Origin of the sequence: Inmirania thermothiophila (genome assembly GCF_003751635.1) — a bacterium.
GTDB lineage: Bacteria > Pseudomonadota > Gammaproteobacteria > DSM-100275 > DSM-100275 > Inmirania > Inmirania thermothiophila.
In genome coordinates, this window is record NZ_RJVI01000002.1 from 202,742 (window position 1) to 224,952 (window position 22,211).

The 22,211-nt window shown below is 74.5% G+C and carries 20 protein-coding genes; 11 read left to right on the forward strand and 9 right to left on the reverse strand.

All coding sequences use genetic code 11. The annotated features are described in order from the left end of the window. The first annotated feature begins 1 nt into the window (after nucleotide 1). Nucleotides 2-1,327, forward strand: a complete 1,326-nt coding sequence (rlmD, locus tag EDC57_RS06620) for a 23S rRNA (uracil(1939)-C(5))-methyltransferase RlmD (protein WP_123401115.1) — start codon at nucleotides 2-4, stop codon at nucleotides 1,325-1,327. Here rlmD and EDC57_RS06625 read toward each other — a convergent pair. From EDC57_RS06625 to EDC57_RS06635, 3 genes are read right to left on the reverse strand one after another with little or no spacing between them, the layout of a single operon-like run. Next, nucleotides 1,243-2,448, reverse strand: coding sequence for a PQQ-dependent sugar dehydrogenase (locus EDC57_RS06625; protein ID WP_123401116.1), 1,206 nt, complete (start codon nucleotides 2,446-2,448; stop codon nucleotides 1,243-1,245). The two genes, rlmD and EDC57_RS06625, sit on opposite strands and share 85 nt — an antisense overlap. Further along, the gene (locus tag EDC57_RS06630) at nucleotides 2,376-2,750 is read right to left on the reverse strand and encodes a gamma-glutamylcyclotransferase family protein (protein WP_123401117.1); all 375 of its coding nucleotides are present in this window, start codon (nucleotides 2,748-2,750) and stop codon (nucleotides 2,376-2,378) included. Before EDC57_RS06630 ends, EDC57_RS06625 begins: the two co-directional genes overlap by 73 nt. Beyond that, complete coding sequence (locus EDC57_RS06635; RefSeq protein WP_123401118.1) at nucleotides 2,747-3,565, reverse strand: alpha/beta hydrolase; 819 nt, start codon at nucleotides 3,563-3,565, stop codon at nucleotides 2,747-2,749. The genes EDC57_RS06630 and EDC57_RS06635 overlap by 4 nt, the downstream gene beginning before the upstream one ends. Between EDC57_RS06635 and EDC57_RS06640 the strand changes: the two genes are divergently transcribed. Both EDC57_RS06640 and EDC57_RS06645 read left to right on the forward strand, forming a co-directional pair. Then, nucleotides 3,564-5,051 (forward strand): ABC transporter substrate-binding protein, encoded by a 1,488-nt coding sequence (locus tag EDC57_RS06640; protein WP_123401119.1) that lies wholly within the window; start codon nucleotides 3,564-3,566, stop codon nucleotides 5,049-5,051. The two genes, EDC57_RS06635 and EDC57_RS06640, sit on opposite strands and share 2 nt — an antisense overlap. Further along, nucleotides 5,048-5,536: a L,D-transpeptidase gene (locus EDC57_RS06645; RefSeq protein ID WP_211331915.1), complete on the forward strand. Its 489-nt coding sequence runs from the start codon at nucleotides 5,048-5,050 to the stop codon at nucleotides 5,534-5,536. The genes EDC57_RS06640 and EDC57_RS06645 overlap by 4 nt, the downstream gene beginning before the upstream one ends. Nucleotides 5,537-5,543: 7 nt before the next feature. Here the strand turns inward: EDC57_RS06645 and trxB are convergent, their stop codons facing one another. Beyond that, entirely contained in the window at nucleotides 5,544-6,506 is a 963-nt protein-coding gene (gene trxB / locus EDC57_RS06650; RefSeq protein ID WP_123401120.1) for a thioredoxin-disulfide reductase, read from the reverse strand. A 167-nt stretch (nucleotides 6,507-6,673) separates the two neighbouring features. Between trxB and EDC57_RS06655 the strand changes: the two genes are divergently transcribed. Genes EDC57_RS06655 through cysG form a run of 7 tightly spaced genes read left to right on the forward strand, consistent with a single transcriptional unit; the run spans nucleotide 6,674 to nucleotide 14,344 of the window. After that, nucleotides 6,674-8,971 carry a DNA translocase FtsK gene (locus EDC57_RS06655; protein ID WP_211331916.1) on the forward strand — a complete coding sequence of 766 codons (2,298 nt, stop codon included), beginning with the start codon at nucleotides 6,674-6,676 and terminating at the stop codon, nucleotides 8,969-8,971. A 4-nt stretch (nucleotides 8,972-8,975) separates the two neighbouring features. Then, the gene (lolA, locus tag EDC57_RS06660) at nucleotides 8,976-9,605 is read left to right on the forward strand and encodes an outer membrane lipoprotein periplasmic chaperone LolA (protein WP_148051438.1); all 630 of its coding nucleotides are present in this window, start codon (nucleotides 8,976-8,978) and stop codon (nucleotides 9,603-9,605) included. Between the two features lie 32 nt (nucleotides 9,606-9,637). Next, entirely contained in the window at nucleotides 9,638-10,909 is a 1,272-nt protein-coding gene (locus EDC57_RS06665; protein WP_123401830.1) for a replication-associated recombination protein A, read from the forward strand. Next, entirely contained in the window at nucleotides 10,906-11,289 is a 384-nt protein-coding gene (gene crcB / locus EDC57_RS06670) for a fluoride efflux transporter CrcB (RefSeq protein WP_123401123.1), read from the forward strand. Before EDC57_RS06665 ends, crcB begins: the two co-directional genes overlap by 4 nt. Continuing rightward, the gene (locus tag EDC57_RS06675; protein WP_123401124.1) at nucleotides 11,286-11,597 is read left to right on the forward strand and encodes a DUF190 domain-containing protein; all 312 of its coding nucleotides are present in this window, start codon (nucleotides 11,286-11,288) and stop codon (nucleotides 11,595-11,597) included. The genes crcB and EDC57_RS06675 overlap by 4 nt, the downstream gene beginning before the upstream one ends. Before the next feature lie 12 nt (nucleotides 11,598-11,609). Then, complete coding sequence (gene serS, locus EDC57_RS06680) at nucleotides 11,610-12,887, forward strand: serine--tRNA ligase (protein WP_123401125.1); 1,278 nt, start codon at nucleotides 11,610-11,612, stop codon at nucleotides 12,885-12,887. Between the two features lie 50 nt (nucleotides 12,888-12,937). Next, entirely contained in the window at nucleotides 12,938-14,344 is a 1,407-nt protein-coding gene (gene cysG, locus EDC57_RS06685; protein ID WP_123401126.1) for a siroheme synthase CysG, read from the forward strand. An 11-nt stretch (nucleotides 14,345-14,355) separates the two neighbouring features. Here the strand turns inward: cysG and EDC57_RS06690 are convergent, their stop codons facing one another. Genes EDC57_RS06690 through EDC57_RS06710 form a run of 5 tightly spaced genes read right to left on the reverse strand, consistent with a single transcriptional unit; the run spans nucleotide 14,356 to nucleotide 20,134 of the window. Beyond that, the gene (locus EDC57_RS06690) at nucleotides 14,356-15,021 is read right to left on the reverse strand and encodes an FHA domain-containing protein (protein ID WP_170165064.1); all 666 of its coding nucleotides are present in this window, start codon (nucleotides 15,019-15,021) and stop codon (nucleotides 14,356-14,358) included. Nucleotides 15,022-15,064: 43 nt separating this feature from the next. Beyond that, complete coding sequence (locus EDC57_RS06695; protein ID WP_123401128.1) at nucleotides 15,065-16,147, reverse strand: type IV pilus twitching motility protein PilT; 1,083 nt, start codon at nucleotides 16,145-16,147, stop codon at nucleotides 15,065-15,067. Between the two features lie 13 nt (nucleotides 16,148-16,160). Next, nucleotides 16,161-17,255, reverse strand: coding sequence for a type IV pilus twitching motility protein PilT (locus EDC57_RS06700; protein ID WP_123401129.1), 1,095 nt, complete (start codon nucleotides 17,253-17,255; stop codon nucleotides 16,161-16,163). Further along, complete coding sequence (locus EDC57_RS06705; protein WP_123401130.1) at nucleotides 17,252-19,648, reverse strand: HEAT repeat domain-containing protein; 2,397 nt, start codon at nucleotides 19,646-19,648, stop codon at nucleotides 17,252-17,254. The genes EDC57_RS06700 and EDC57_RS06705 overlap by 4 nt, the downstream gene beginning before the upstream one ends. A gap of 6 nt (nucleotides 19,649-19,654) precedes the next feature. Further along, nucleotides 19,655-20,134 carry a hypothetical protein gene (locus tag EDC57_RS06710; protein WP_123401131.1) on the reverse strand — a complete coding sequence of 160 codons (480 nt, stop codon included), beginning with the start codon at nucleotides 20,132-20,134 and terminating at the stop codon, nucleotides 19,655-19,657. A gap of 152 nt (nucleotides 20,135-20,286) precedes the next feature. Between EDC57_RS06710 and EDC57_RS12935 the strand changes: the two genes are divergently transcribed. After that, complete coding sequence (locus tag EDC57_RS12935) at nucleotides 20,287-22,206, forward strand: HD domain-containing phosphohydrolase (RefSeq protein WP_211331917.1); 1,920 nt, start codon at nucleotides 20,287-20,289, stop codon at nucleotides 22,204-22,206. Nucleotides 22,207-22,211: the final 5 nt, after the last annotated feature.

The window sequence follows — 22,211 nt, forward strand, 5'->3', positions numbered from 1 at the left end:
GGTGGCGGCGAGGCGGCGCAGCCGGCGCGAACTGCTGCCCGAGCCGGTGGTGGTGGAGGCCCTCGCCCACGACGGGCGCGGCCTCGCCCGCATCGAGGGCAAGGCGGCCTTCATCGCCGGCGCCCTGCCCGGCGAGCGGGTGCGCTTCCTGCGCACCCGGCGGCACCGCCGCTACGACGAGGGCGAGTGCGCCGAGGTGTTGGTCCCCTCGGCCGAGCGGGTGGCGCCCCGCTGCCCCCACTTCGGGGTCTGCGGCGGCTGCAGCTTGCAGCACCTGGACCCGGCGGCGCAGGTGCGGGAGAAGCAGGGCTGGCTGCTGGACAACCTGCGCCGCATCGGCGGCGTGGCGCCGCGCGAGGTGCTGCCGCCGCTCACCGGCCCGGTCTGGGGCTACCGCCGCCGCGCCCGTCTCGGCGTGCGCGACGTGCCGGCGAAGGGGCGGGTGCTGGTGGGCTTTCGCGAGCGCGGCGGGCGGCTGATCGCCGATCTTCGCACCTGTCCGGTGCTGCACCCGTGGGTGGGCGAGCGCCTGGAGGCCCTCTCGGCCCTGGTGGGCTCGCTCTCGGTGCGCGCGCGCCTGCCCCAGATCGAGGTGGCCATCGGCGACGAGGCGGGGGCCCTGGTCTTCCGCCACCTCGCGCCCCTGGCCCCGGAGGACCGCGAGCGGCTGCGCGCCTTCGGCGCCGAGACCGGGCTGCAGGTGCTGCTCCAGCCCGGCGGCCCCGAGGCGCTGGAGCCGCTGGACCCCGAGGCCCCGCCCCTCGCCTACGCGGTGGACGGCGGCGCCGTGGTGATCCGCTTCCAGGCCACGGACTTCACCCAGGTCAACGCGGCGATCAACCGCGCCATGGTGGCGCAGGCGATGGAGCTGCTCGACCCGCGGCCGGGGGAGCGGGTGCTGGAGCTCTTCGCCGGCCTCGGCAACTTCACCCTCCCCCTGGCGCGCAGGGCCGGGGCGGTGGTCAGCGTGGAGGGCGAGGCCGGGCTGGTGGCCCGCGCGCGGGCCAACGCCGAGGCCCACGGCGCGTGCAACGTCGAGCATCACGTCGCCGATCTCGCCCGGGATCCCACCGGGGCGCCGTGGCTTGCCGGCGGCTACGACGCGGTCCTGCTGGATCCGCCCCGCAGCGGCGCCGAGGCGGTGGTGGGGCACCTCGGCGCCACCGGGGCCCGGCGCATCCTCTACGTCTCCTGCGGGCCGGCCACGCTCGCCCGCGACGCCGCCGTCCTCGCCGCCCAGGGCTACCGCCTCGCCGCCGCCGGGGTCATGGACATGTTCCCGCACACCGCGCACGTGGAGTCCATGGCCCTGTTCGAGCGCGCCTGAGGGGCCGCGTCCGCCCCCTCGTAGGCGATGCGGTAGACGGCCCCGGCGTGGTCGTCGGAGACCAGCAGCGCGCCGTCGGGCATCACCAGGAGGTCCACCGGCCGGCCCCAGACGCGACCGGCGGTGAGCCAGCCGACGGCGAAGGGGCGGTAGTCGTCGGCCCGCCCGCCCTCTACCCGCACCGTGGTGATGCGGTAGCCGATGCGCTCGCTGCGGTTCCACGAGCCGTGCTCGGCGATGAAGAGGCGGCCGCGCCAGGGCGGCGGGAAGGTGTCGCCGGTGTAGAAGCGCATGCCGAGCGCGGCGACGTGGGGGCCGAGCTCGAGCGCCGGGGGCGTGTAGCGGCGGCAGTCGGCGCCGCGGCCGAACTCGGGGTCGGCCAGCCCGCGCCCGTGGCAGTAGGGGAAGCCGAAGTGCAGGCCTGGCCGCGGCGCGCGGTTGAGTTCGTCGGGGGGCAGGTCGTCGCCGAGCCAGTCGCGGCCGTTGTCGGTGAACCAGAGCACCCCGGTGCGCGGATGCCAGTCGAAGCCCACCGAGTTGCGCACGCCCAGGGCCCAGGGGGTGAGGCGGCCGTCGGGCTCGACGCGCACGATGCGGGCGGTGCCCGGGGCCTCGCAGACGTTGCAGGGGGCGCCGAGGGACAGCCAGGGGCGGCCCTGCGGGCCGATGCGCAGGTAGCGCCAGCCGTGGTGGCGATAGCGCGGCAGGCGCGCCAGCACCTCGGGCCGCGGCGGCGTGCCGGGGCGGGCGGCGAGCCCCGCATAGCGCACGAGGCGGTGGTTCTCGGCGACGTACAGGTCGTCGCCGCCGACGGCGACGCCGTTGGGGGTGTCGAGCCCCGCGAGCAGCACCTCCACGCGCTCGGCGCGGCCGTCCCCGTCGGCGTCGTGGAGGGCGTAGACGCGGCCCTCGCCGCGGCTGCCGACGAAGACCGTGCCGCCGGGGCCGAGGGCGAGCGAGCGCGCACCGGGCACGGGCCAGGCGTAGACCGCGGCGCGAAAGCCCGGCGGCAGCGCGATGCGCGCCACCGGCGGGGCGGCGGCGGCGCTCAGGGCCGCCGCCAGCGCCCCGAGGGCAGCGGCCGCCCGCGCCGGCGGCCGCGCCAGGCGTAGGCAAGACATGGCAGCTCCCTCCCGTGCGCGAGCCGGGCGCGGGTGGCGACGCGCACGAACTCGCGCCCGGCCGGGTCCTCGTAGCGGTCGATCAGGGGCAGGGTCCAGCGCGCCCGCGCCAGGGCCAGCACCCGGCCGTGGACGCGCCCCGCGCCCTCGGGGATCCAGCCCGGCCACGGGCCGAGGTCCAGGAGGCGCCCGCGCACCGTGGCCGGTCCGAGGTCGCGGGCGTGGCGGGCCAGGACCCGGCGCAGCGCGGGCGGCAGCGGGCCCGAGGCGAGGGTGCCGTAGACGAAGAGGTGCGCGGTCATCCCCCCAGGGTCTCGGCGAGGAAGCGCTCGAGGCCGGCGCGGTAGCGCCGCAGGGAGGCGAGGTGGGCCTCGGCGTGGGGGCCGTGCAGCGCGAGGAAGCGCTTCGGCGGCGGGGCCGCGCGGTAGAGGGCCCGGCCGAAGGCGCAGGGGACCACGGCGTCGTCGACGCTGTGGACGACGAGCAGCGGCACGTCGGCGAGGCGGCGCACCGAGGCCAGGGTGTCGTAGCGGATGCGGGCGAGCCAGCGCACCGGCAGCCATGGATAATGGAGCCGGGCCATGTCCACCAGGCTCGTGAACGTGCCCTCGAGCACGAGCCCGGCCGGGCGCACGCGGGCCGCCAGCCAGGCGGCGATGGGCCCGCCGAGGGAGCGGCCGAGGAGCACGGTGCGGGCGGGGTCGGCGCCCCGCGTCTCCACGAGGTGGCGCCAGGCGGCGGCGATGTCGCGGTAGGTGCCGGCCTCGGAGGGACGGCCCTCGCTGCGGCCGTAGCCGCGGTAGTCCACGATCAGGGTCGCGAGCCCCAGCTCGTGGAACAGGCGCAGGCTGTCCAGGCGGTCGGAGACGTTGCCGGCGTTGCCGTGGGCGAAGAGGAGGGTCCCGCGGGGCTCGGGGTGGGGGACCCACCAGCCGTGCAGGCCGACCCCGTCCTCGGCGGTGAGGAGGACGTCCTCGTAGGGGAGGCCGGCCTCGGCGGGGGTGGCGCGCAGGAGCCGGTCGGGGGCGTAGACCACGCGCTCCTGCACGGCGTAGACGTAGAGCGCCGCCACCAGGTAGGCGGCAAGCGGCAGGAGGAGCAGGGGCAGCGCGCTCATGGAGGGGAGGATAGCAACGGCACGGGCCCGCGCGGGAGCCGTCCTGGGGCTGGCCCTGCTGCTCGGCGCCTGCGCCGGCGGTGATGCCGCGCCGCGGGCGATCCGCCTCGGGATCGCCGCCGCGCCGGCGACGTTGGATCCGCGCTTCGCCACCGACGCCGCCTCGGTGCGCCTGGTGCGGCTGCTCTATGCGCGCCTGACCGACTTCGACGCCGCGGGGCGGGCGGTGCCGGCGCTCGCGCGCTGGACGCGGGCGGCCCCGACCCGCTACCGCTTCCGCCTCGACCCCGAGCGGCGCGCCTTCGCCGACGGGCGCAGGCTCACCGCCGCGGACGTGGTGGCCACCTACCGCTCGGTGCTGGACCCGGCCACCGGGTCGCCGTACCGTGCCGGCCTCGAGGTGATCCGGGCGGTGGAGGCGGTGGACGAGGAGACGGTGGCGTTCGTCCTCTCGCGGCCCGATCCGCTCTTTCCGACGCGGCTCGGGCTCGGCATCCTGCCGGCGGCGGCGGCCGGGCGCGGCGCGCCGGTGGCGGGGGCGCCGGGGAGCGGGCCGTTCCGGCTCCTCGCCCGCGAGCCCGGGCGCATGGTGCTGGAGCGGCGGGCGGACGGGCAGCGGGTGGAGCTGGTGGTGGTGCCCGACCCCACGGTGCGGGTGCTGAAGCTCCTGCGCGGGGAGCTCGACCTGGTGCAGAACGACCTGCCTCCGGAGCTCGTGGCCTACCTCCGGCGCCGCCCCGAGGTGCGGATCCTGCGCGCGCCCGGCACCACCTTCACCTACCTCGGCTTCAACCTGGAGGATCCGCTCACCGGGCGGCGGGCGCTGCGCGAGGCGGTGGCCCGCGCCATCGACCGCGAGGCCATCGTCCGCCATCTCTTCGCCGGCGCCGCCCGCCCCGCCGAGTGGATCCTGCCGCCGACGCACTGGGCCGGCGATCCGGGCCTGCGGCCCTACGCCCACGATCCGGCACGCGCGCGGGCGCTGGTGGCCTCCCTGGGGGCGCCGGTGCGCCTGAGCTACAAGACCTCCGCCGACCCCTTCCGGCTGCGGGTGGCGACGGTGATCCAGGCGCAGCTGCGCCGGACCGGGATCGAGGTGCGCATCGCCAGCCACGACTGGGGGACCTTCTACGGCGACATCAAGGCGGGGCGCTTCCAGATGTACAGCCTGAGCTGGGTGGGGGTGCGGAGCCCGGAGATCCTGCGCTACATCTTCCACAGCGCCTCGCTCCCGCCGGCGGGGGCGAACCGCGGCCGCTACCGCTCGCCGCGGGTGGACGGGCTGCTGGATGCGGCCGCGCGGGCGGCGACGCTGGAGGCGCTGGCACCCATCTACCGGGCGGTGGCGGAGGAGGTGCACCGCGACCTCGCCTACGTGCCGCTCTGGTACGAGGATCACGTGGCGGCGCTGCGGGCGGAGGTGGCGGGCTATCGGCTCTCGCCCGACGGGAGCTGGGACGGGCTGGCGACGGTGCGCAGGCGGTGAGCGAGGCGCCGCATCTCGAGGTCCGCGTGGCGGTGCAGCGGCTGGCGCTGGTCGCCGACGGGCGGGTGCTGCGCTCGTGGCCGGTCTCCACCGCGGCGCGGGGCCTCGGGGAGCGGCGCGGCAGCGAGCGCACACCGCGCGGCTGGCACGTGGTGCGGGCCAAGATCGGCGCCGGCTGCGCCCCGGGGACGGTCTTCGTCGGCCGCCGCCCCACGGGCGAGATCTGGACCCCGGAGCTCGCCGCCCGTCATCCCGGGCGCGACTGGATCCTCTCGCGCATCCTCTGGCTGAGCGGCCTCGAGCGCGGCCGCAACCGCCTCGGTGCGGTGGACACCATGCGCCGCTACATCTACATCCACGGCGCCCCCGACGACGCCCCCATGGGCGTGCCCGCCTCGCGCGGCTGCATCCGCATGCGCAGCGCCGACGTCATCGAGCTCTTCGACCTGGTGCCGGCGGGGACGCGGGTCTGGATCGGCCGCTGAGGGCGCGTCAGCCCGCCCCCAGGGCGTCCAGGTAGCGCTCGGCGTCGAGGGCGGCCATGCAGCCCGCGCCCGCGGAGGTCACCGCCTGGCGGTAGACGGGGTCGGCGACGTCGCCGGCGGCGAAGACCCCCTCGATGCTGGTGGCGGTGGCGTTGCCCTCGCGTCCGCCGCGCACGATGAGGTAGCCGCGCTCGTCCATCTCCAGCTGGCCCTTGAAGATCTCGGTGTTGGGCCGGTGACCGATGGCGACGAAGACGCCCTTGACCGGGATCTCCTTGGTGCTGCCGTCCACCGTGCTGCGGATGCGGATGCCGGTCACGCCCTGCTCGTCGCCGAGGATCTCGTCGAGGACATGGTTCCACTCGATGGCGACGTTGCCCTCGCGTGCCTTCTGCATCAGCTTGTCGGCGAGGATCTTCTCGGCGCGGAAGCGGTCGCGGCGGTGCACGACGGTGACGTGCTCGGCGATGTTGGCCAGATACAGCGCCTCCTCCACCGCGGTGTTGCCGCCGCCGATGACCGCCACCCGCTCGCCGCGGTAGAAGAAGCCGTCGCAAGTGGCGCAGGCGGAGACCCCGCGGCCGCGGTACTTCTCCTCGCTCGGCAGGCCCAGGTACATGGCCGAGGCGCCGGTGGCGATGATGAGGGCGTCGCAGGTGTAGACGCCGCTGTCGCCCTCGAGGCGGAAGGGGCGCTCGCCGAGGCGGGCGGTGTGGATGTGGTCGAAGACGATCTCGGTGCCGAAGCGCTCGGCGTGGCGGCGCATGTTCTCCATCAGCTCCGGACCCTGCAGGCCCTCGTGGCCGCCGGGCCAGTTGTCCACGTCGGTGGTGGTCATGAGCTGGCCGCCCTGCTCGAGGCCGGTGATGAGCACCGGCGAGAGGTTGGCGCGTGCGGCGTAGACGGCGGCGGTGTAGCCGGCCGGGCCCGAGCCGAGGATGAGGAGCCGGCAGTGCCTGGTGGTGCTCATTTATAATCCCTCCGATCGCACGCTTCCTGACCGGCGGGCCATGGTACGGGAGGACCCCCGCGAGGCCAAGCCTCTCCCGGCCGGAGCCGGTCCGTGGCGGTGGACAGCAAGGCCCGCAGAATGAAACAATTGCGGGCTGTTTCTCATACTGTACGAGAGGTCGCTTCTTGCCCCAGGCGACACCGAAGCGGGGCCCGCGTCCGGCGGTCCGCATCCAGCTCTCGCGCCGGCTGCGCGAGGCGCTGCTGCTCGCGGGGCTGGCGCTTGCGGCCTACCTGCTGGTGGCGCTCGCCACCTACGATCCCGGCGATCCGGCCTGGTCCTACAGCGGCGACGGCGGGCCCGTGGACAACGCCGGGGGCGTGGCGGGGGCCTGGTTCGCCGACCTCGCCCTCTACCTGCTCGGCCACCTCGCCTGGCTGATGCCGGCCATGGCGGCCTACGGGGCGTGGCTGGCGAGCCGCGAGGGCGAGGCGGGCGGGGCGCTGCTGCGCCCGCGCAGCCTCGCGGTGCGCGCGGCCGGGCTGGTGCTGCTGGTGGCGGGCGGCAGCGGGCTCGCGGCGGTCCACTTCACCCCGGTGCGCCTGCCCGAGGGCGTGGGCGCCGGGGGCGTGGTCGGCGGCGTGATCGCCAAGGCCCTGCTGCCGGCGGTGGGACCCCTCGGCACGACGCTCTTCCTGCTCGCGGCCTTCCTCGCCGGGGTGACGCTGTTTACGGGGCTGTCGTGGCTGGGGCTGATGGATCTCACCGGCTACCTGACCCTGCGCGGCCTCCACCTCGCGCGCGCGGGGGCGGCGGCGGCCTGGGAGCGCTGGTGGGTGGGGCGGCGGCAGAGGCGCGAGCGCACGCGCCAGGTGCGGGCCGAGCGCGGCCGCATGGCGCGGCGTGCGCCGCCGCGCATCGAGCCGGTGGTGGATCAGGTGGCCGAGGGCGAGCGGCCGCAGCGCGAGCGGCAGGTGCCGCTCTTCGCGGAGCTGCCGCCGGACGGCGGCCTGCCGCCGCTCGCGCTTCTCGAGAAGCCCCAGGGGGGGCGGCGCGGCTACAGCAGCGAGGAGCTCACGGCGATGTCGCGCCAGCTCGAGCTCAAGCTCAAGGACTTCGGGGTCGAGGCCGAGGTGGTGGCGGTGCACCCGGGGCCGGTCATCACCCGCTTCGAGGTGCAGCCGGGGCCCGGGGTCAAGGTGAGCCGCATCACGGGGCTCGCCAAGGACCTGGCGCGGGCGCTGTCGGTGGTGAGCGTGCGCGTGGTGGAGGTGATCCCGGGCAAGTCCGTGATCGGCCTCGAGGTGCCCAACGCCGAGCGGGAGACGGTGCTGCTCGGCGAGATCCTGCGCTCGCGCGACTACGAGCGGGCGGGCTCGCCGGTGAGCCTGGCGCTGGGCAAGGACATCGCCGGCCACCCGGTGGTGGTGGACCTCGCCCGCATGCCCCACCTGCTGGTGGCGGGCACCACGGGCTCGGGCAAGTCGGTGGCCCTCAACGCCATGCTCCTCAGCATCCTCTACAAGGCCTCGCCGGAGGAGGTGCGCCTGGTCCTGGTGGACCCGAAGATGCTGGAGCTTTCGGTCTACGAGGGCATCCCGCACCTGCTCGCGCCGGTGGTCACGGATATGAAGGATGCGGCCAATGCGCTGCGTTGGTGCGTGGCCGAGATGGAGCGGCGCTACCGGCTGATGGCGGCGGTGGGGGTGCGCAACCTCGCCGGCTTCAACCGCAAGGTGCGGGCGGCGCTGGAGAAGGGCGAGCCCCTCGCCGACCCCACGGCGGACGCGGCCGAGGGGCCGGCGCCGCCGCTCGCCCCCATGCCTTTCATCGTGGTGGTGGTGGACGAGCTCGCCGACCTCATGATGGTGGCGGGCAAGAAGGTGGAGGAGCTCATCATCCGCCTCGCCCAGAAGGCGCGGGCCTCGGGCATCCACCTCATCCTCGCCACCCAGCGGCCCTCGGTGGACGTGATCACGGGGCTGATCAAGTCCAACATCCCGGCGCGCATCGCCTTCCAGGTCTCCTCGCGGGTGGACTCGCGCACCATCCTCGACCAGATGGGGGCCGAGCAGCTCCTCGGCCGCGGCGACATGCTCTACGTCGAGCCCGGCACCATGGTCCCGCGGCGGGTGCACGGCGCCTTCGTCTCGGACCAGGAGGTGCATCGCGTGGTGGAGCACCTGCGCCGGCAGGGCGGGCCGCGCTACGACGAGTCGGTGCTGGCGGGGGATGCCGCGGCGGGGGCGGAGACGGGCGAGGAGGAGGGCGGCGGCGGCGAGCAGGACCCGGTCTACGACGAGGCGGTCCGCTTCGTCACCGAGAAGCGCCGGGTCTCGGTGTCGCTGATCCAGCGCCGCTTCCGCATCGGCTACAACCGCGCCGCGCGCATCGTCGAGGCCATGGAGGAGGCGGGCGTGGTGGGGCCCATGCAGTCCAACGGCGGCCGCGAGGTGCTCGCGCCGCCGCCGCCGGAGGCCTAGGGTGATGGGATGGTTCGGGACGGTGCTGATGCTGGCCCTCGCCGTGCTGCCGGCGGCGGCGCAGGAGGGCGATGCGGTGGCGCGGCTTGCGGCCTGGCTCGAGGGCACGCGGACCCTCGAGGGCCGCTTCGAGCAGGTGCTGCTGGATGAGCGCGGGCGCGAGGTGCAGCGCTCGGCGGGCACGGTGGCGATCCTTCGCCCCGGGCGCTTCCGCTGGGACTACGTGGAGCCCGCGCGCCAGCTCATCGTCGCCGACGGCGAGCGTCTGTGGTTCTACGACGCGGCCCTAGAGCAGGTCACGGTGCGGCCTCTGGACGAGGCCCTGGGGAGCGCGCCGTCGCGCCTGCTGAGCGGGGCGGCCACCCTCGCCGACGGCTTCCGCGCCGAGGCCGCGGGGCGGCGCGAGGGGCTCGCCTGGGTGCGGCTCGAGCCCCGCGACGGCAGCGACGACTTCGCCCGGCTCGAGGTGGGGCTCGGCGCCGAGGGGATCGAGGTCATGGTGCTGGTGGACGGCTTCGGCCAGCGCACGCGCTTCCGCTTCTCGCAGGTGCAGCGCAACCGCGGGCTCGATCCGGGCCTGTTCCGCTTCGAGCCGCCGCCGGGCGTGGACGTGGTGGGGGCAGAGGCGCAGTGACCGCCGCGCCCGAGCGCCCGCTCGCCGACCGGATGCGGCCGCGCGACCTGGACGAGGTCGTGGGGCAGGGGCACATCCTCGGTCCGGGCAAGCCCCTGCGCCGGGCCATCGAGGCCGGGCGGCTGCACTCCATGGTGCTGTGGGGGCCGCCTGGGACCGGCAAGACGACGCTGGCGCGGCTCCTCGCGCGGCGCGCAGGGGCGGAGTTCATCGCAGTTTCCGCGGTGCTCGCGGGGGTGAAGGAGATCCGCGAGGCGGTCGCCCGCGCGCGCGCCCTGAGGGAGCAGGGGCGGGCGACGATCCTCTTCGTGGACGAGGCGCACCGGTTCAACAAGGCGCAGCAGGACGCCTTCCTCCCCCACGTCGAGGACGGCACCCTCGTCTTCGTCGGCGCCACCACCGAGAACCCCTCGTTCGAGCTCAACAACGCGCTGCTCTCGCGGGCGCGGGTCTATGTCCTGCGCCCCTTGGGCGAGCAGGACCTGGTTCGGGTGCTGGAGCGGGCGCTGGCCGACGGCGAGCGGGGCCTCGGCGGGCGCGGCCTGCGCGTCGACGCGCAGCTTCTGCGCCTCATCGCGCGAGCCGCCGACGGTGACGCCCGCCGCGCCCTCAATCTGCTCGAGATCGCCGCCGATCTCGCCGAGCCCGAGGGCGAGGGGGCGCGCATCACCGAGGCGGCGGTGGCGGAGGTGGTGCGGGGCGGGGTGCGCCGCTTCGACAAGGGCGGGGACCTCTTCTACGACCAGATCTCGGCGCTGCACAAGGCGGTGCGCGGCTCGGCGCCGGACGCGGCCCTGTACTGGCTCTGCCGGATGCTGGACGGGGGGTGCGATCCCCGCTACATTGCCCGCCGCGTGGTGCGCATGGCCAGCGAGGATATCGGCAACGCCGACCCGCGCGGCCTCCAGCTCGCGCTCGCGGCGTGGGACGTCTACGACCGGCTGGGCAGCCCCGAGGGCGAGCTCGCCATCGCCCAGGCCGTGGTCTACCTCGCCTGCGCGCCCAAGAGCAACGCCGTCTACCGCGCCTTCGGCGCGGCGATGGAGGATGCGCGCCGCCACGGCAGCCTGGAGGTCCCGATGCACCTTCGCAACGCGCCGACCCGGCTGATGCGCGAGCTGGGACACGGGCGGGGCTACCGCTACGCCCACGACGAGCCGGAGCGCTACGCCGCCGGCGAGCGCTACTTCCCGGAGGGCATGCCCGAGGGCCGCTACTACGAGCCGGTCGCGGACGGGCTCGAGCTTCGCATCCGCGAGCGGCTGGCGCGGCTGCGCCGCCTGGACCGGGAGCGGGGGCGGTGACGGGGGCGGCCACCCTCGGCTCGGTCGCCGCCGGCGGCGCCCTCGGCGCGGTGCTCCGCTACGCGGTCTCCACCGCGGTCTACGGGGTCCTTGGCCGTGGCTTTCCCTGGGGGACCCTGGTGGTGAACCTGCTCGGCTCGCTGGCCATGGGGCTGCTGTGGGTGCTGCTGGTGGAGCGCCTGGCGAGCGGGCCCGCGCTGCGGGCCTTTCTCACCGTGGGGCTGCTGGGGGCCTTCACCACCTTCTCCACCTTCGCCATCGAGACCCTGAGCCTGGCCGAGGAGGGGGCGTGGCTCGCGGCGGCGGCCAACGTCGTCGCCAGCGTCGTCCTGTGCCTGGCGGCGGCCGCGGTGGGGGTCTGGCTCGGGAGGTCGCTGTGAAACGGATCGAGGTCACCGTGGTGCGCATCTACATCACCGAGGGCGGCGGGCTGCTGCGCGACCTGCTCCGGCGCCTCCATGACGAGGAGAAGGTCCGCGGGGTGACGGTGTTCCGCGGCATCACCGGCTTCGGCCGCTCCGGGCGGATGCACTCGGCGAGCCTCGTGGACCTGGGCATGGACCTGCCGGTGGTGGTGGAGTTCTTCGACCTGCCGGAGCGGGTGGAGCAGATTCTGCACGACCTGCGGGACGTGATCCCGGCCGGGCATGCGGTCTGGTGGACCGCGCGGCTCAACGACGGCGAATAGGGGAGGTGGCGGATGCTGGATCCGAAGCGACTGCGCCAGGACCCGGAGGCGGTGGCGGCGGCGCTGGCGCGTCGGGGCTTCACCCTGGACCTCGCGCGCTACCGTGCCCTCGAGGCGCGCCGCCGCGAGCTCCAGGGCCGCACCGAGTCGCTGCAGGCCGAGCGCAACGCACGCTCCCGGGTCATCGGCCGCGCCAAGGCCGCGGGCGAGGACATCGCCCCGATGCTGGAGGCGGTGGCGGGGCTCGGGCGCGAGCTCGACGCCGCGCGCGAGGCGCTGGCCGGCGTCCAGGCCGAGCTCGAGGCCATGCTCCTGGAGATCCCCAACATCCCCCACGAGTCGGTGCCGGACGGCGCCGACGAGTCGGCCAACGTCGAGGTCCGCCGCTGGGGTGAGCCGCCCGCCTTCGACTTCGAGCCGCGCGACCACGTCGCCCTCGGCGAGCGCCTGGGATGGATGGACTTCGAGCGCGCGGCGAAGCTGGCCGGCGCGCGCTTCGTCGTCCTCCACGGGGGGCTGGCGCGCCTGCAGCGGGCGCTGATCCAGTTCATGCTCGACCTGCACACCGGCGAGCACGGCTATCTCGAGACCTACGCTCCGTATCTCGTCAACGCCGAGAGCATGCGCGGCACGGGCCAGCTGCCCAAGTTCGAGGACGAGCTCTTCGCCGTCGAGGGCGAGCGGCGGCTCTACCTCATCCCCACCGCCGAGGTGCCGGTGACCAACCTGGTGCGCGACGAGATCCTCGAGGCCGAGACCCTGCCGCGGCGCTACGTCTGCCACACGCCGTGCTTCCGCGCCGAGGCCGGGGCCTACGGCAAGGACACCCGCGGCATGATCCGCCAGCACCAGTTCGAGAAGGTGGAGCTGGTGCAGATCGTGGAGCCCGCGCGCTCCTACGAGGCCCTTGAGGAGCTGACGCGCCACGCCGAGACGGTGCTGGAGCGGCTCGGGCTGCCCTACCGGCGGGTGGCGCTGTGCGCGGGCGACCTCGGCTTCTCCGCGGCCAAGACCTACGACCTCGAGGTCTGGCTGCCGGGACAGGGGCGCTACCGCGAGATCTCCTCGTGCAGCAACTTCGAGGACTTCCAGGCCCGGCGCATGAAGGCGCGCTGGCGCAACCCCGAGACGGGCCGCCCGGAGCTGGTGCACACGCTGAACGGCTCCGGCCTGGCGGTGGGGCGCACCCTGGTGGCGGTGATGGAGAACTACCAGCAGGCCGACGGCAGCATCCGCGTCCCGGAGGCGCTGCGGCCCTATCTCGGCGGGCAGGAGGTCATCGGGCCTTAGCCCTTCGGGCATATTGTCCGGGTGCGCAGCCCGGGAGAGGATCTGGAGCGATGGACTTCCTGCCCATCTTCATGAACGTGCGCGGCCGCCGCTGCCTCGTGGTGGGCGGCGGGGCGGTGGCCTCGCGCAAGGCGCGGCTGCTGCTCGAGGCCGGCGCCCGCATCGAGGTGGTGGCCCCGGCGCTGGCGCCGGCGCTGGCCGAGCTGGTGGAGGAGGGCCGGGTGAGGCACCGCCCCGGGCGCTTCGAGCCGGCACTCCTCGACGAGGCGCCGGTGGCGGTGGTGCTCGCCGCCACCGACGACGCCGAGGTCAACGAGGCCGTCTTCCGCGAGGCCGAGCGGCGCGGCATTCCGGTCAACGTCGCCGACCGGCCCGCGCTGAGCACCTTCATCCTGCCCTCCATCATCGACCGCTCGCCGGTGGTGGCGGCGGTCTCCACGGGCGGGGCCTCGCCGGTGCTGGCGCGGCTGATCCGCGCCCGCCTGGAGACCCAGATCCCGGCCGCCTACGGCCGCCTCGCCGCCCTCGTGGAGCGCTTCCGCGACCGCGTCAAGGCGATGCTGCCCGACGTGCAGCGCCGGCGCATCTTCTGGGAGGAGGTCCTGCAGGGGCCCATCGCGGAGCGGGTCTTCGCCGGCAAGGAGGCGGAGGCCGAGGGGATGCTCGAGCGGGCGCTGGCGGCGGAGGCCGCGGGCGAGCGGAAGGTGGGCGAGGTCTATCTCGTGGGGGGCGGTCCCGGGGATCCGGACCTGCTCACCTTCCGGGCCATGCGGCTGATGCAGCAGGCCGACGTGGTGGTCTACGACCGGCTGGTGGCGCCGGCGATCCTGGAGCTGACCCGCCGCGACGCCGACCGCATCTACGTCGGCAAGGCGCGCAGCCGCCACGCCGTGCCCCAGGAGGAGATCAACGCGCTGCTGGTGCGGCTTGCGCGGGAGGGGCGGCGGGTGCTGCGCCTCAAGGGGGGGGATCCGTTCATCTTCGGCCGCGGCGGCGAGGAGATCGAGACCCTCATGGACGAGGGCATCCCGTTCCAGGTGGTTCCGGGGATCACGGCGGCCTCGGGCTGTGCCGCCTACGCGGGCATCCCGCTGACCCATCGCGACCACGCCCACGCCTGCGTCTTCGTCACCGGCCACCTCAAGGACGGTGCCGCGCTGGATCTCAACTGGCCGGCGCTGGCGCAGCCCGGCCAGACGGTGGTCTTCTACATGGGGCTGCACGGGGCGCCGGTGTTGGCGCGGGAGATGATCCGCCACGGGCGCGCCCCGCAGACGCCGGTGGCGCTGGTGCAGAAGGGGACGACCCCCGAGCAGCGGGTGGTGGAGACGACGCTGGAGGGGCTGCCGCGGGCGGCGCGGGAGTCGGGCCTGGAGCCGCCGACGCTGATCATCGTCGGCGAGGTGGTGCGCCTGCGCGAGAAGCTGGCCTGGTTCGAGCCCGCCCCCACCCTCTGAGCGGGGCGCGCTCAGCCGAGCAGGAAGAACTGCATCTTCGTCCCCACGAGTTCGATCACGTCCTGGTCCTTCAGGGGACGGCTTCCGGTGCCCACGGGGACGCCGTTGACCACCGGCAGGTCCGAGGCGCGGCGGAGCTCCTTGGCGCGGATGCCGTGGATGGTGTAGCCGCGGGGGCCGCGCGTGATCAGGGCCACCTTGAGGCCGCGGAACCCCAGCGTGTTGAAGGGCTTGCGCAGCTCCATCACCTTGCCCGCGTGGGGCCCGTCGAGGATGCGGATGGCGCCGAGGGGGGTGCCGCGCACGGGCCCGGCGGTGATCTCATCGGCGCCGAGGTGCATCGTCGGCTCGTACTCGGCGCGCAGGAACATGGTGGGCTCGTAGGGCTGGTCCGAGTCGGCGAGGAAGGTGATCTGGTGGCTGCCCACCTGGATCACGTCGCCGTGCTCGAGGATGGTCTTGCGGATGCGCTTGCCGTTGACCAGGGTGCCGTTGGTGCTGCCCAGGTCCTCGATGTAGGTCCGCCGCAGGTGGGTGACCAGGGCGTGGCGCCCGCTCACCGCGAGGTCGTTGAGCTGGATGTCGTTGCCGGGCCTGCGGCCGATGCTCACGGTCTCCTTCTCCAGGGGGTATTCGCGGATCACCGCGCCGTCGAGGGTCAGGATCAGCTTGGCCATGGACTCGCTTCCCTCCTCGGTGTCGCAGCGGCCTGCGGCGCCGTCATTCCAGGTCCGGCTCCCGCAGGTGCTCGAACTCGGCCTTGCTGACGGCCTTGAGATAGGCCTCCTGGCCGCGCACGAGCCCGGCGTCGACGAGCCGGCGCAGGGCCGCATCGAGGCTCTGCATGCCCACCAGGGCGCCGCTCTGGATGACGTTGACGAGCTGCTCGCTCTTGCCCTCGCGGATGAGGTTGGCGGCGGCCGGGGTGTTGAGCAGGACCTCCACCGCGGCGACCCGTCCGCGCCCGTCGGCGCGGCGCAGCAGCTGCTGCGACAGCACCGCCACCAGCGAGGTGGAGAGGATGGTGCGGATGAGCGGCTGCTGGGTCGCGGGGAAGACGTTGATCATGCGGTCCACGGCGGCGGCGGCGCCGTTGGTGTGGAGGGTGCCGAGGACGAGGATCCCGGTCTCGGCCGCGGTGGCGGCGAGGTGGATGGTCTCGAGGTCGCGCATCTCGCCCACCAGCAGCACGTCGGGGTCCTCGCGCAGGGCCGAGCGCAGGGCGGCGGCGAAGTCGCGGGTGTGCACCCCCACCTCGCGCTGGCTCACCAGGCAGCGGCGCCGGGTGTGCAGATACTCCACCGGGTCTTCGATGGTGATGATGTGGCCGCGCCGGCTGCGGTTGATGGCGTCCACCATCGCCGCCAGCGTCGTGGACTTGCCCGAGCCGGTGGGGCCGGTGACGAGGATGAGGCCGCGGCGCTGCTGGCAGAGCTGGCGCACCACCGGCGGCAGGCCAAGCTCGGCGAGGCTCGGGACCTCGTTGGGGATGACCCGCAGGACGGCGCCGACGCCGTCGAGGTGGCGGAAGACGTTGACGCGGAAGCGGGCGAGCCCGGGCACCTCGTAGGCGAAGTCCACCGAGAGCCGCTCGGCGAGGGTGCGCCGGGCGATGGGCGGGAGGATCTCGCCGATGAGTTCCTCGGTCTCGTCGGCGCCGAGGGTGCGGTACTTGACCTCGATGAGCTCGCCGTAGAGGCGGATCCGGGGCGGGTTGCCGGCCACCAGGTGGAGGTCGGAGCCGCCCTGGCGCACCACCAGCTCGAGGAAGCTGTCGATCCGATGTCCGCCTGCCTCCGCCATGGTGCCGTTCCCCTCAGCCGCCGCCGAGGCTGACCGTGGGCAGCAGCGCCGGATCGGTGACGAAGCGCTGGAACAGCTTTTTGTCCGTCGCGTGCAGGTAGGCCTCGTCGGGGTCGATCTCCTTGGCCTGGAGCGCGGCGAGCAGGGCCTGGTCGAGGAGCTGCATCCCCTGCGCCCGGCCCATCTGGATCTGGCTCGGGATCTGGTGCACCTTGCCGGCCATGAGCAGGTGCGCGATGGCGGGGGTCATGACCATGACCTCGGCGACGGCGCGCCGTCCGCGCCCGTCCGGGGTGCGCACCAGGGTCTGGCTGATCACGTAGCGCAGGTTCTGGGCCAGCGCGCTCATGCCCTGCAGCTTCTGCTCCGGGGGCAGGGCGTCGATGATGCGGTCGAGGGTCTTGGCCGCGGTGCTGGTGTGCAGGGTGCCGAGGACCAGGTGGCCGGTATCGGCGGCGGTCATGGCCAGGGTGATGGTCTCGGTGTCGCGCATCTCGCCCACGAGGATGATGTCCGGGTCCTCGCGCAGGGCGGCGCGCAGGCCCTCGGCGAAGCTCGGCACGTGGGTGCCCACCTCGCGCTGGACCACCAGCGACCGCTCGCTGCGGTGGACGAACTCGATGGGATCCTCGAGGGTGATGATGTTGAGGCGGCGGTGGCGGTTGATGTGATCGATGAGCGCGGCGAGGGTGGTGGACTTGCCCGAGCCGGTCGCCCCGGTCACCAGTACCAGCCCCTGGTGGAGGTCGGGGATGCGGCGCACCACCTCCGGCAGACCCAGCGCCTCGAGGCGGGGGATCTCGCTGGGGATGACGCGGAAGGCGGCGGCGAGGCCGGCGACGGTGCGGTAGACGTTGACGCGGAACCGTCCGGCCTCCTCGCTGTGGTAGGCGAAGTCGAGATCGTCCCCGGCGGCGAGGCGCCGGCGCTGGTCGGGGTCGAGGATCTCGTCGAGGAGGGCGGCGAGCTCGTCGCTGCCGAGCTCCCGGTACTTCACCGGCTCGAGCTGCCCGTGCAGGCGCAGGAGCGGCGGCGCGCCGACGGCGAGATGGACGTCCGAGCAGCCCTGCTCGCGGCCGAGGCGCAGGAAGGCGTCGATGCGGCTCATGCCCCCGCCTCGACCCGGGCGAGCACCCGCTCCAGCGCCCGCCCGAGGCTGTCCATGGTGTCGTAGCGGTCCTCCGGCCGGCGCGCCATGGCCTTGAGCACGACGTGCTCGAGGGCCGGCGGGACGGCGGGGTTCGCCCGCGAGGGCGGTTCCGGCTCGCCCTCCAGGTGCTTGAAGAGGATGGCCATCGGGTCGTCGGCGACGTAGGGCGGCCGGCCCGTGAACATCTCGTACATCACCACGCCGAGGCTGTAGATGTCGGTGCGCGGGTCGACGCGGTGGCCGCGGATCTGCTCCGGCGCCATGTAGCTCGGCGTGCCGAGGATGACCCCGGTGCGGGTCAGATGGGTCTCGCCCTCGCGGGCGGCGGCGGCGAGGCCGAAGTCGACGATCTTCACCAGGTCGCCCTCGCCGATGAGGATGTTGGAGGGCTTGAGGTCGCGGTGGACGAGGTTGCCGCGGTGGGTCACCGCCATGCCGCGACAGATCTGCAGCGCGATACGCACGCCGCGGGCGATGTCCAGGGGCTTGGCGCCGCGCAGCTCCGCCGCCAGGGAGTGGCTCTCGAAGTACTCCATGGACATGGCGTAGCTGCCGCCGATGGCGACGAAGTCGTAGATGCGGATCACGTTCTCATGGGCGATGCGCCGCGCGTACTTGAGCTCGAGCACGAAGCGCTTGACCACGTCGGCGTTGGCCGTCACCTGGGGGTTGAGGATCTTGAGGACGATGCGGTCCTCGATCGCCTGGTCCTCCACCAGCACCACGGTGCCGAAGGCGCCCCGCCCGACGCGGCGGACGACCTTGTAGCGCCCGCCGAGCACCGACCCCGCCTCGAGCGTGGCGGGGTCGATGGGCGGCTCGCGTGCCGGCGGCTCCACCCCCTGGACGAGGAGCGAGCGCGGCCCGTCCGCGGCCCCCGCCGGCCGCTCGCCGCCCCCCTCGGCGACGCGCGTGGGTTCCTCGCGGGCGACGCTCACCAGCGCCTGCAGCGTGGCCACGGTCTGGTCGGCGAGCTGGCGGATCTCCTCGTCGGCGGCCTCGCGCAGCGGGGCGGCGGCGGCCTCGATCTCGGGCGCGTGCTCGCCGTCGGCGAGCCGGGCGAGCGCCCGCAGGGCCTCTTTGCGCACGGCGCGGTCCTCGTCCTTCAGGCAGCGCATGAGGGCGGGTACGGCGCGGCGGTCCCCGAGGGCGGCGAGGGCGCGGATCACCACCGGGCGGGCGCGCCGGTCGCGCTCGAGGAGCCGGAGCAGGCTCGGGACCGCGCGGGTGTCGCCGAGGGAGGCGAGGGCGTCCACGGCGCGCTCGCGCACCCACCAGTCGGGGTCGTCGAGGGCGGCGACGAGGCGCTCGGCGGCGCGCGGGTCCTTGGTGGTGTTGAGGATCTCCACCGCGAGGCGGCGGATGAACTCGTCCTCGTCGCGGATCAGGGCCAGCACCGCCTCCACCACCTTGGGGCCGCCGATGGTGCCGAGGGCGTCCGCGGCCCGTACCCGCACCCACCAGTCCTGGTCCCGCAGGGCGTTGAGCAGGTCCTTGACCGCGCGGGTGTCGCCGACGAGGTTGAGGACCTCCACCGCGGCGCGGCGCACGTACTCCGAGTCGTCCTGCAGGATCGGCAGCAGGTGCTGGATGGTCTCGGGCGAGCGGATGCGGCCGAGGGTCTCGATGGCCTTGCTCTGCACCGTGAGGTCCGGGTCGCGAAGCAGCGCGCAGATGGGGGCGACATCCACCGGGACCTTCTGCCGCGCCAGGCCCTCGAGGGCGGCGTTGCGGATCGCCTTGTGCTCGTCCTGGAGCAGCGGCAGGAGGGCGTCACGCACCGCCTCGCCGCTGAAGCGGCGCAGGATGCGGGCGGCGGCGAGCCGGATCGCCGGGTCGCGCGCCGCGCACAGGCGCGCAAGCTCCGGCACCATCGACGGCGAGGCCACGGCCTCGAGCAGGCGCAGCACCGCCGCCCGCCCCTCCTCGGGGGCCTGGGCGAGCAGCCGCACCAGGCCCCGGGCGTCGAGGCGCTCGCGCTGGGCCTCGAGGATGCGTGCAAGCGGCGCCTTCGGGATCGCCGGGTCGAGGTAGGCGGGCAGCAGCAGCGAGGGATCGTAGCGGCGGCTCTGCGCCAGCAGCCGGGCCACCGCGTCCCCCGCACGCCCGCCGCCGGCGAGGGCCTCGAGAAAGCGGGGCAGGGTGGCGTTGTCGAGGAAGGTGTTGAGGACCGCGAGCACGGTCTCCGGGTGTGCGGCCCCGTCCAGCGCCTCGAGCAGGGCCTCCACCGCGGCCTCGGGGACCTGCTTCAGGCGCAGCACCGCCTCCGCCACCCGCGGTGTGCTTGGGCTCGGCGAGGCGGCGACGGTGGCGACGGCCTTGCGGGTGCGCAGTCCGTCCAGCAGGCCCATGGGGGCTCAGCCCTCGTCCCGGGGGATGACGGCGACGACGTAGGCCTTGTTGACGAGACAGGCCTCGCCGTCCTCGAGGCGGATGCGGGCGAAGCGCTCGCGCTCGAGGTTGAAAAAGTCGTAGAGGCGCGCGCGCTCCGGCGGCAGACTGTGCCGGACGGTGCCGCGCAGGACGGTGCCGTCCATGAGGTGCAGCTCGCAGGCCTGGGCCGCGGTGGCGGCCCACGCCTCCTCCTCGTCCGGGCCGCAGAGCACGCGCACGATGGCGCGCTTGTTGTAGAAGCGGATGGGATCGGCCGGGGCGCCCTCGCGGCGCACCACGATGAAGGGCGCGGGGCCGTTGAGCACCTCCAGCGGATCCTCCAGGGTGCCGGTCTCGCCCGACTCGGCCAGGAACAGGCAGCCCACCACCGGACCCTCCGGATGGACCCAGAGGGTCACCGTCAGCGGCCGCTTCGGGATCCTCAGCTCCTCGCGCCCCGTCATGCCGGCTCCTTCCGCGCGTCTCCTTCGCCCACCGCCGCACGCGGTCTTTCACGGATCTTACAATGGCCGCGTCGGGGCGGCCAGTGCGCCCGGGCCGCGAGGGGTGGCGTAGAATCGGGCGGGATCAAGGACGGCGCGGAAAGGAGGGCGGCATGGCCTACCTGGAGGTGGTGGTGGGGGCGCACACGGGCACCCGCTTCGCCCTGGGGGACGAGCTCCACCTCGGGCGCAATCCGGGCGCGGCGCCGGATCCGCGCACCTTCCTCCCCCTTTCGGACGCCGAGGTGAGCCGGGTGCACGCCCGCATCCGCCGCCTCGGGCGCGGCTACGTGGTGGAGGATCTCGACTCCACCAACGGCACCTGGCTGCGCGGCGAGCGCATCAAGCCCCACGTCCCGTATCTGCTGCGCGAGGGCGACGAGCTGCGCCTCGGCGGCACCGTGCTCCGCTTCCGCCTCGGCGGGCCGGCGGAGGAGGCGGGGATGCCGCGCTACGGCTCGGCCATCATGGCGAGACCGGCGGGCGTCGGCGCCGACACCGGCGTCGAGGTGCGCGAGGAGACCTCGGGCGAGCGGTCGGTGGTGATCGACCCGCGCGAGCTGGCCCCGCCGTCCGGGGCGGCGGAGGCGGTGATGCGGCGCCTGCAGGCGGTCTCGGCGGTCTCCCGCAGCCTCGGCGAGGTGCAGGACCTGCGCCGCCTCGCCGAGGGGGTGCTCGAGCGGATCTTCGAGATCTTTCCCACCGCCCGACGGGCGCTGATCGCCCTCGTGGGCGAGGGGGGGCAGGTGCGGCCCCTTGCCGTGCGCGGGCGCGACGGCGGCGGGGCGGGCAGGCTTGCGCTGTCCTCCACCGTGGTGCGCGAGGTGCTGAACAACCGCCGCGCGGTGCTCACGCTGGACGCCCGCAGCGATCCGCGCTTCCGGGCCGGGGAGTCGGTGGCGCGGCTGTCGCTGCAGAGCCTCATGTGCGCGCCGCTCCTGGTGGAGGAGCGGGTCGTGGGCCTGGTCCAGGTCGAGGGCGGCGCCGTCGAGGGCGCCTTCGACGAGGACGACCTGCGGGTGCTCGCCGGGGTGGCGGCGCAGATCGCGGTCGCGGTCCACAACGCCCGCCTCTACGGCGAGATCGAGGCCCTGTTCGAGAGCTTCATCCGCGCCTCGGTGCAGGCCATCGAGGCGCGCGATCCGGTCACCGCGGGCCATTCCTTCCGCGTCGCGGAGTTCGCCGAGCGGCTGGCGGAGGCGGCCGATCGGGCCGGGGTGGCGGGGCTCGGGCGGGAGGCGGTGCGGGAGCTGCGCTATGCGGCGCTGCTGCACGACTTCGGCAAGGTGGGGGTGCGCGAGCACGTCCTGACCAAGCCCACCAAGCTCTACCCGCACCAGATGGAGCTGGTGCGGATGCGCTTCCGCTATGCGCGGGCCGCCTTCGAGCGGGATGCCTACCGGCGGCTGCTGGATCTGTGGGCGCAGGGCGAGATCGACGCCGGCGCGCGGCGGCGCATGCGGGGCGAGCTGGAGCGGATGCTGCGTGAGGAGGCGGAGCGGTTCGAGCGCATGCTGGCGGCGGTGGAGGAGGCCAACCGGCCGGACGTCCCCGCCCATGCCCTGGCGCCGGGGCTGGAGGAGGCCGAGGCCTACCGCTTCCCCGGGCTCGACGGGGCCGAGGAGGCGCTGCTGACGCCGGGGGAGCTGCTGGATCTGCGCACGGCGCAGGGCAGCCTCAGTCCCGACGAGCGGCTGCAGATCGAGTCCCACGTCAGCCACACCTACGCCTTCCTCAGCCTCATCCCCTGGCGCGGGGATCTCGCGCGCGTGCCGGAGATCGCCTACGGCCATCACGAGAAGCTGGACGGCTCGGGCTACCCGCGGGGGCTTCGGGGCGAGGACATCCCGGTGCAGACGCGCATCCTCACCATCGCCGACATCTACGACGCCGTCACCGCAGGCGACCGGCCCTACCGGCGGGGCCTGCCCCAGGAGCAGGCGCTGGAGCTGCTCGAGGCGCAGGCGCGCGCCGGCGCCCTGGACGCCGCGCTGGTGGGGGTCTTCATCGAGGCGCGGGTCTACGTCCGCTGACGGGG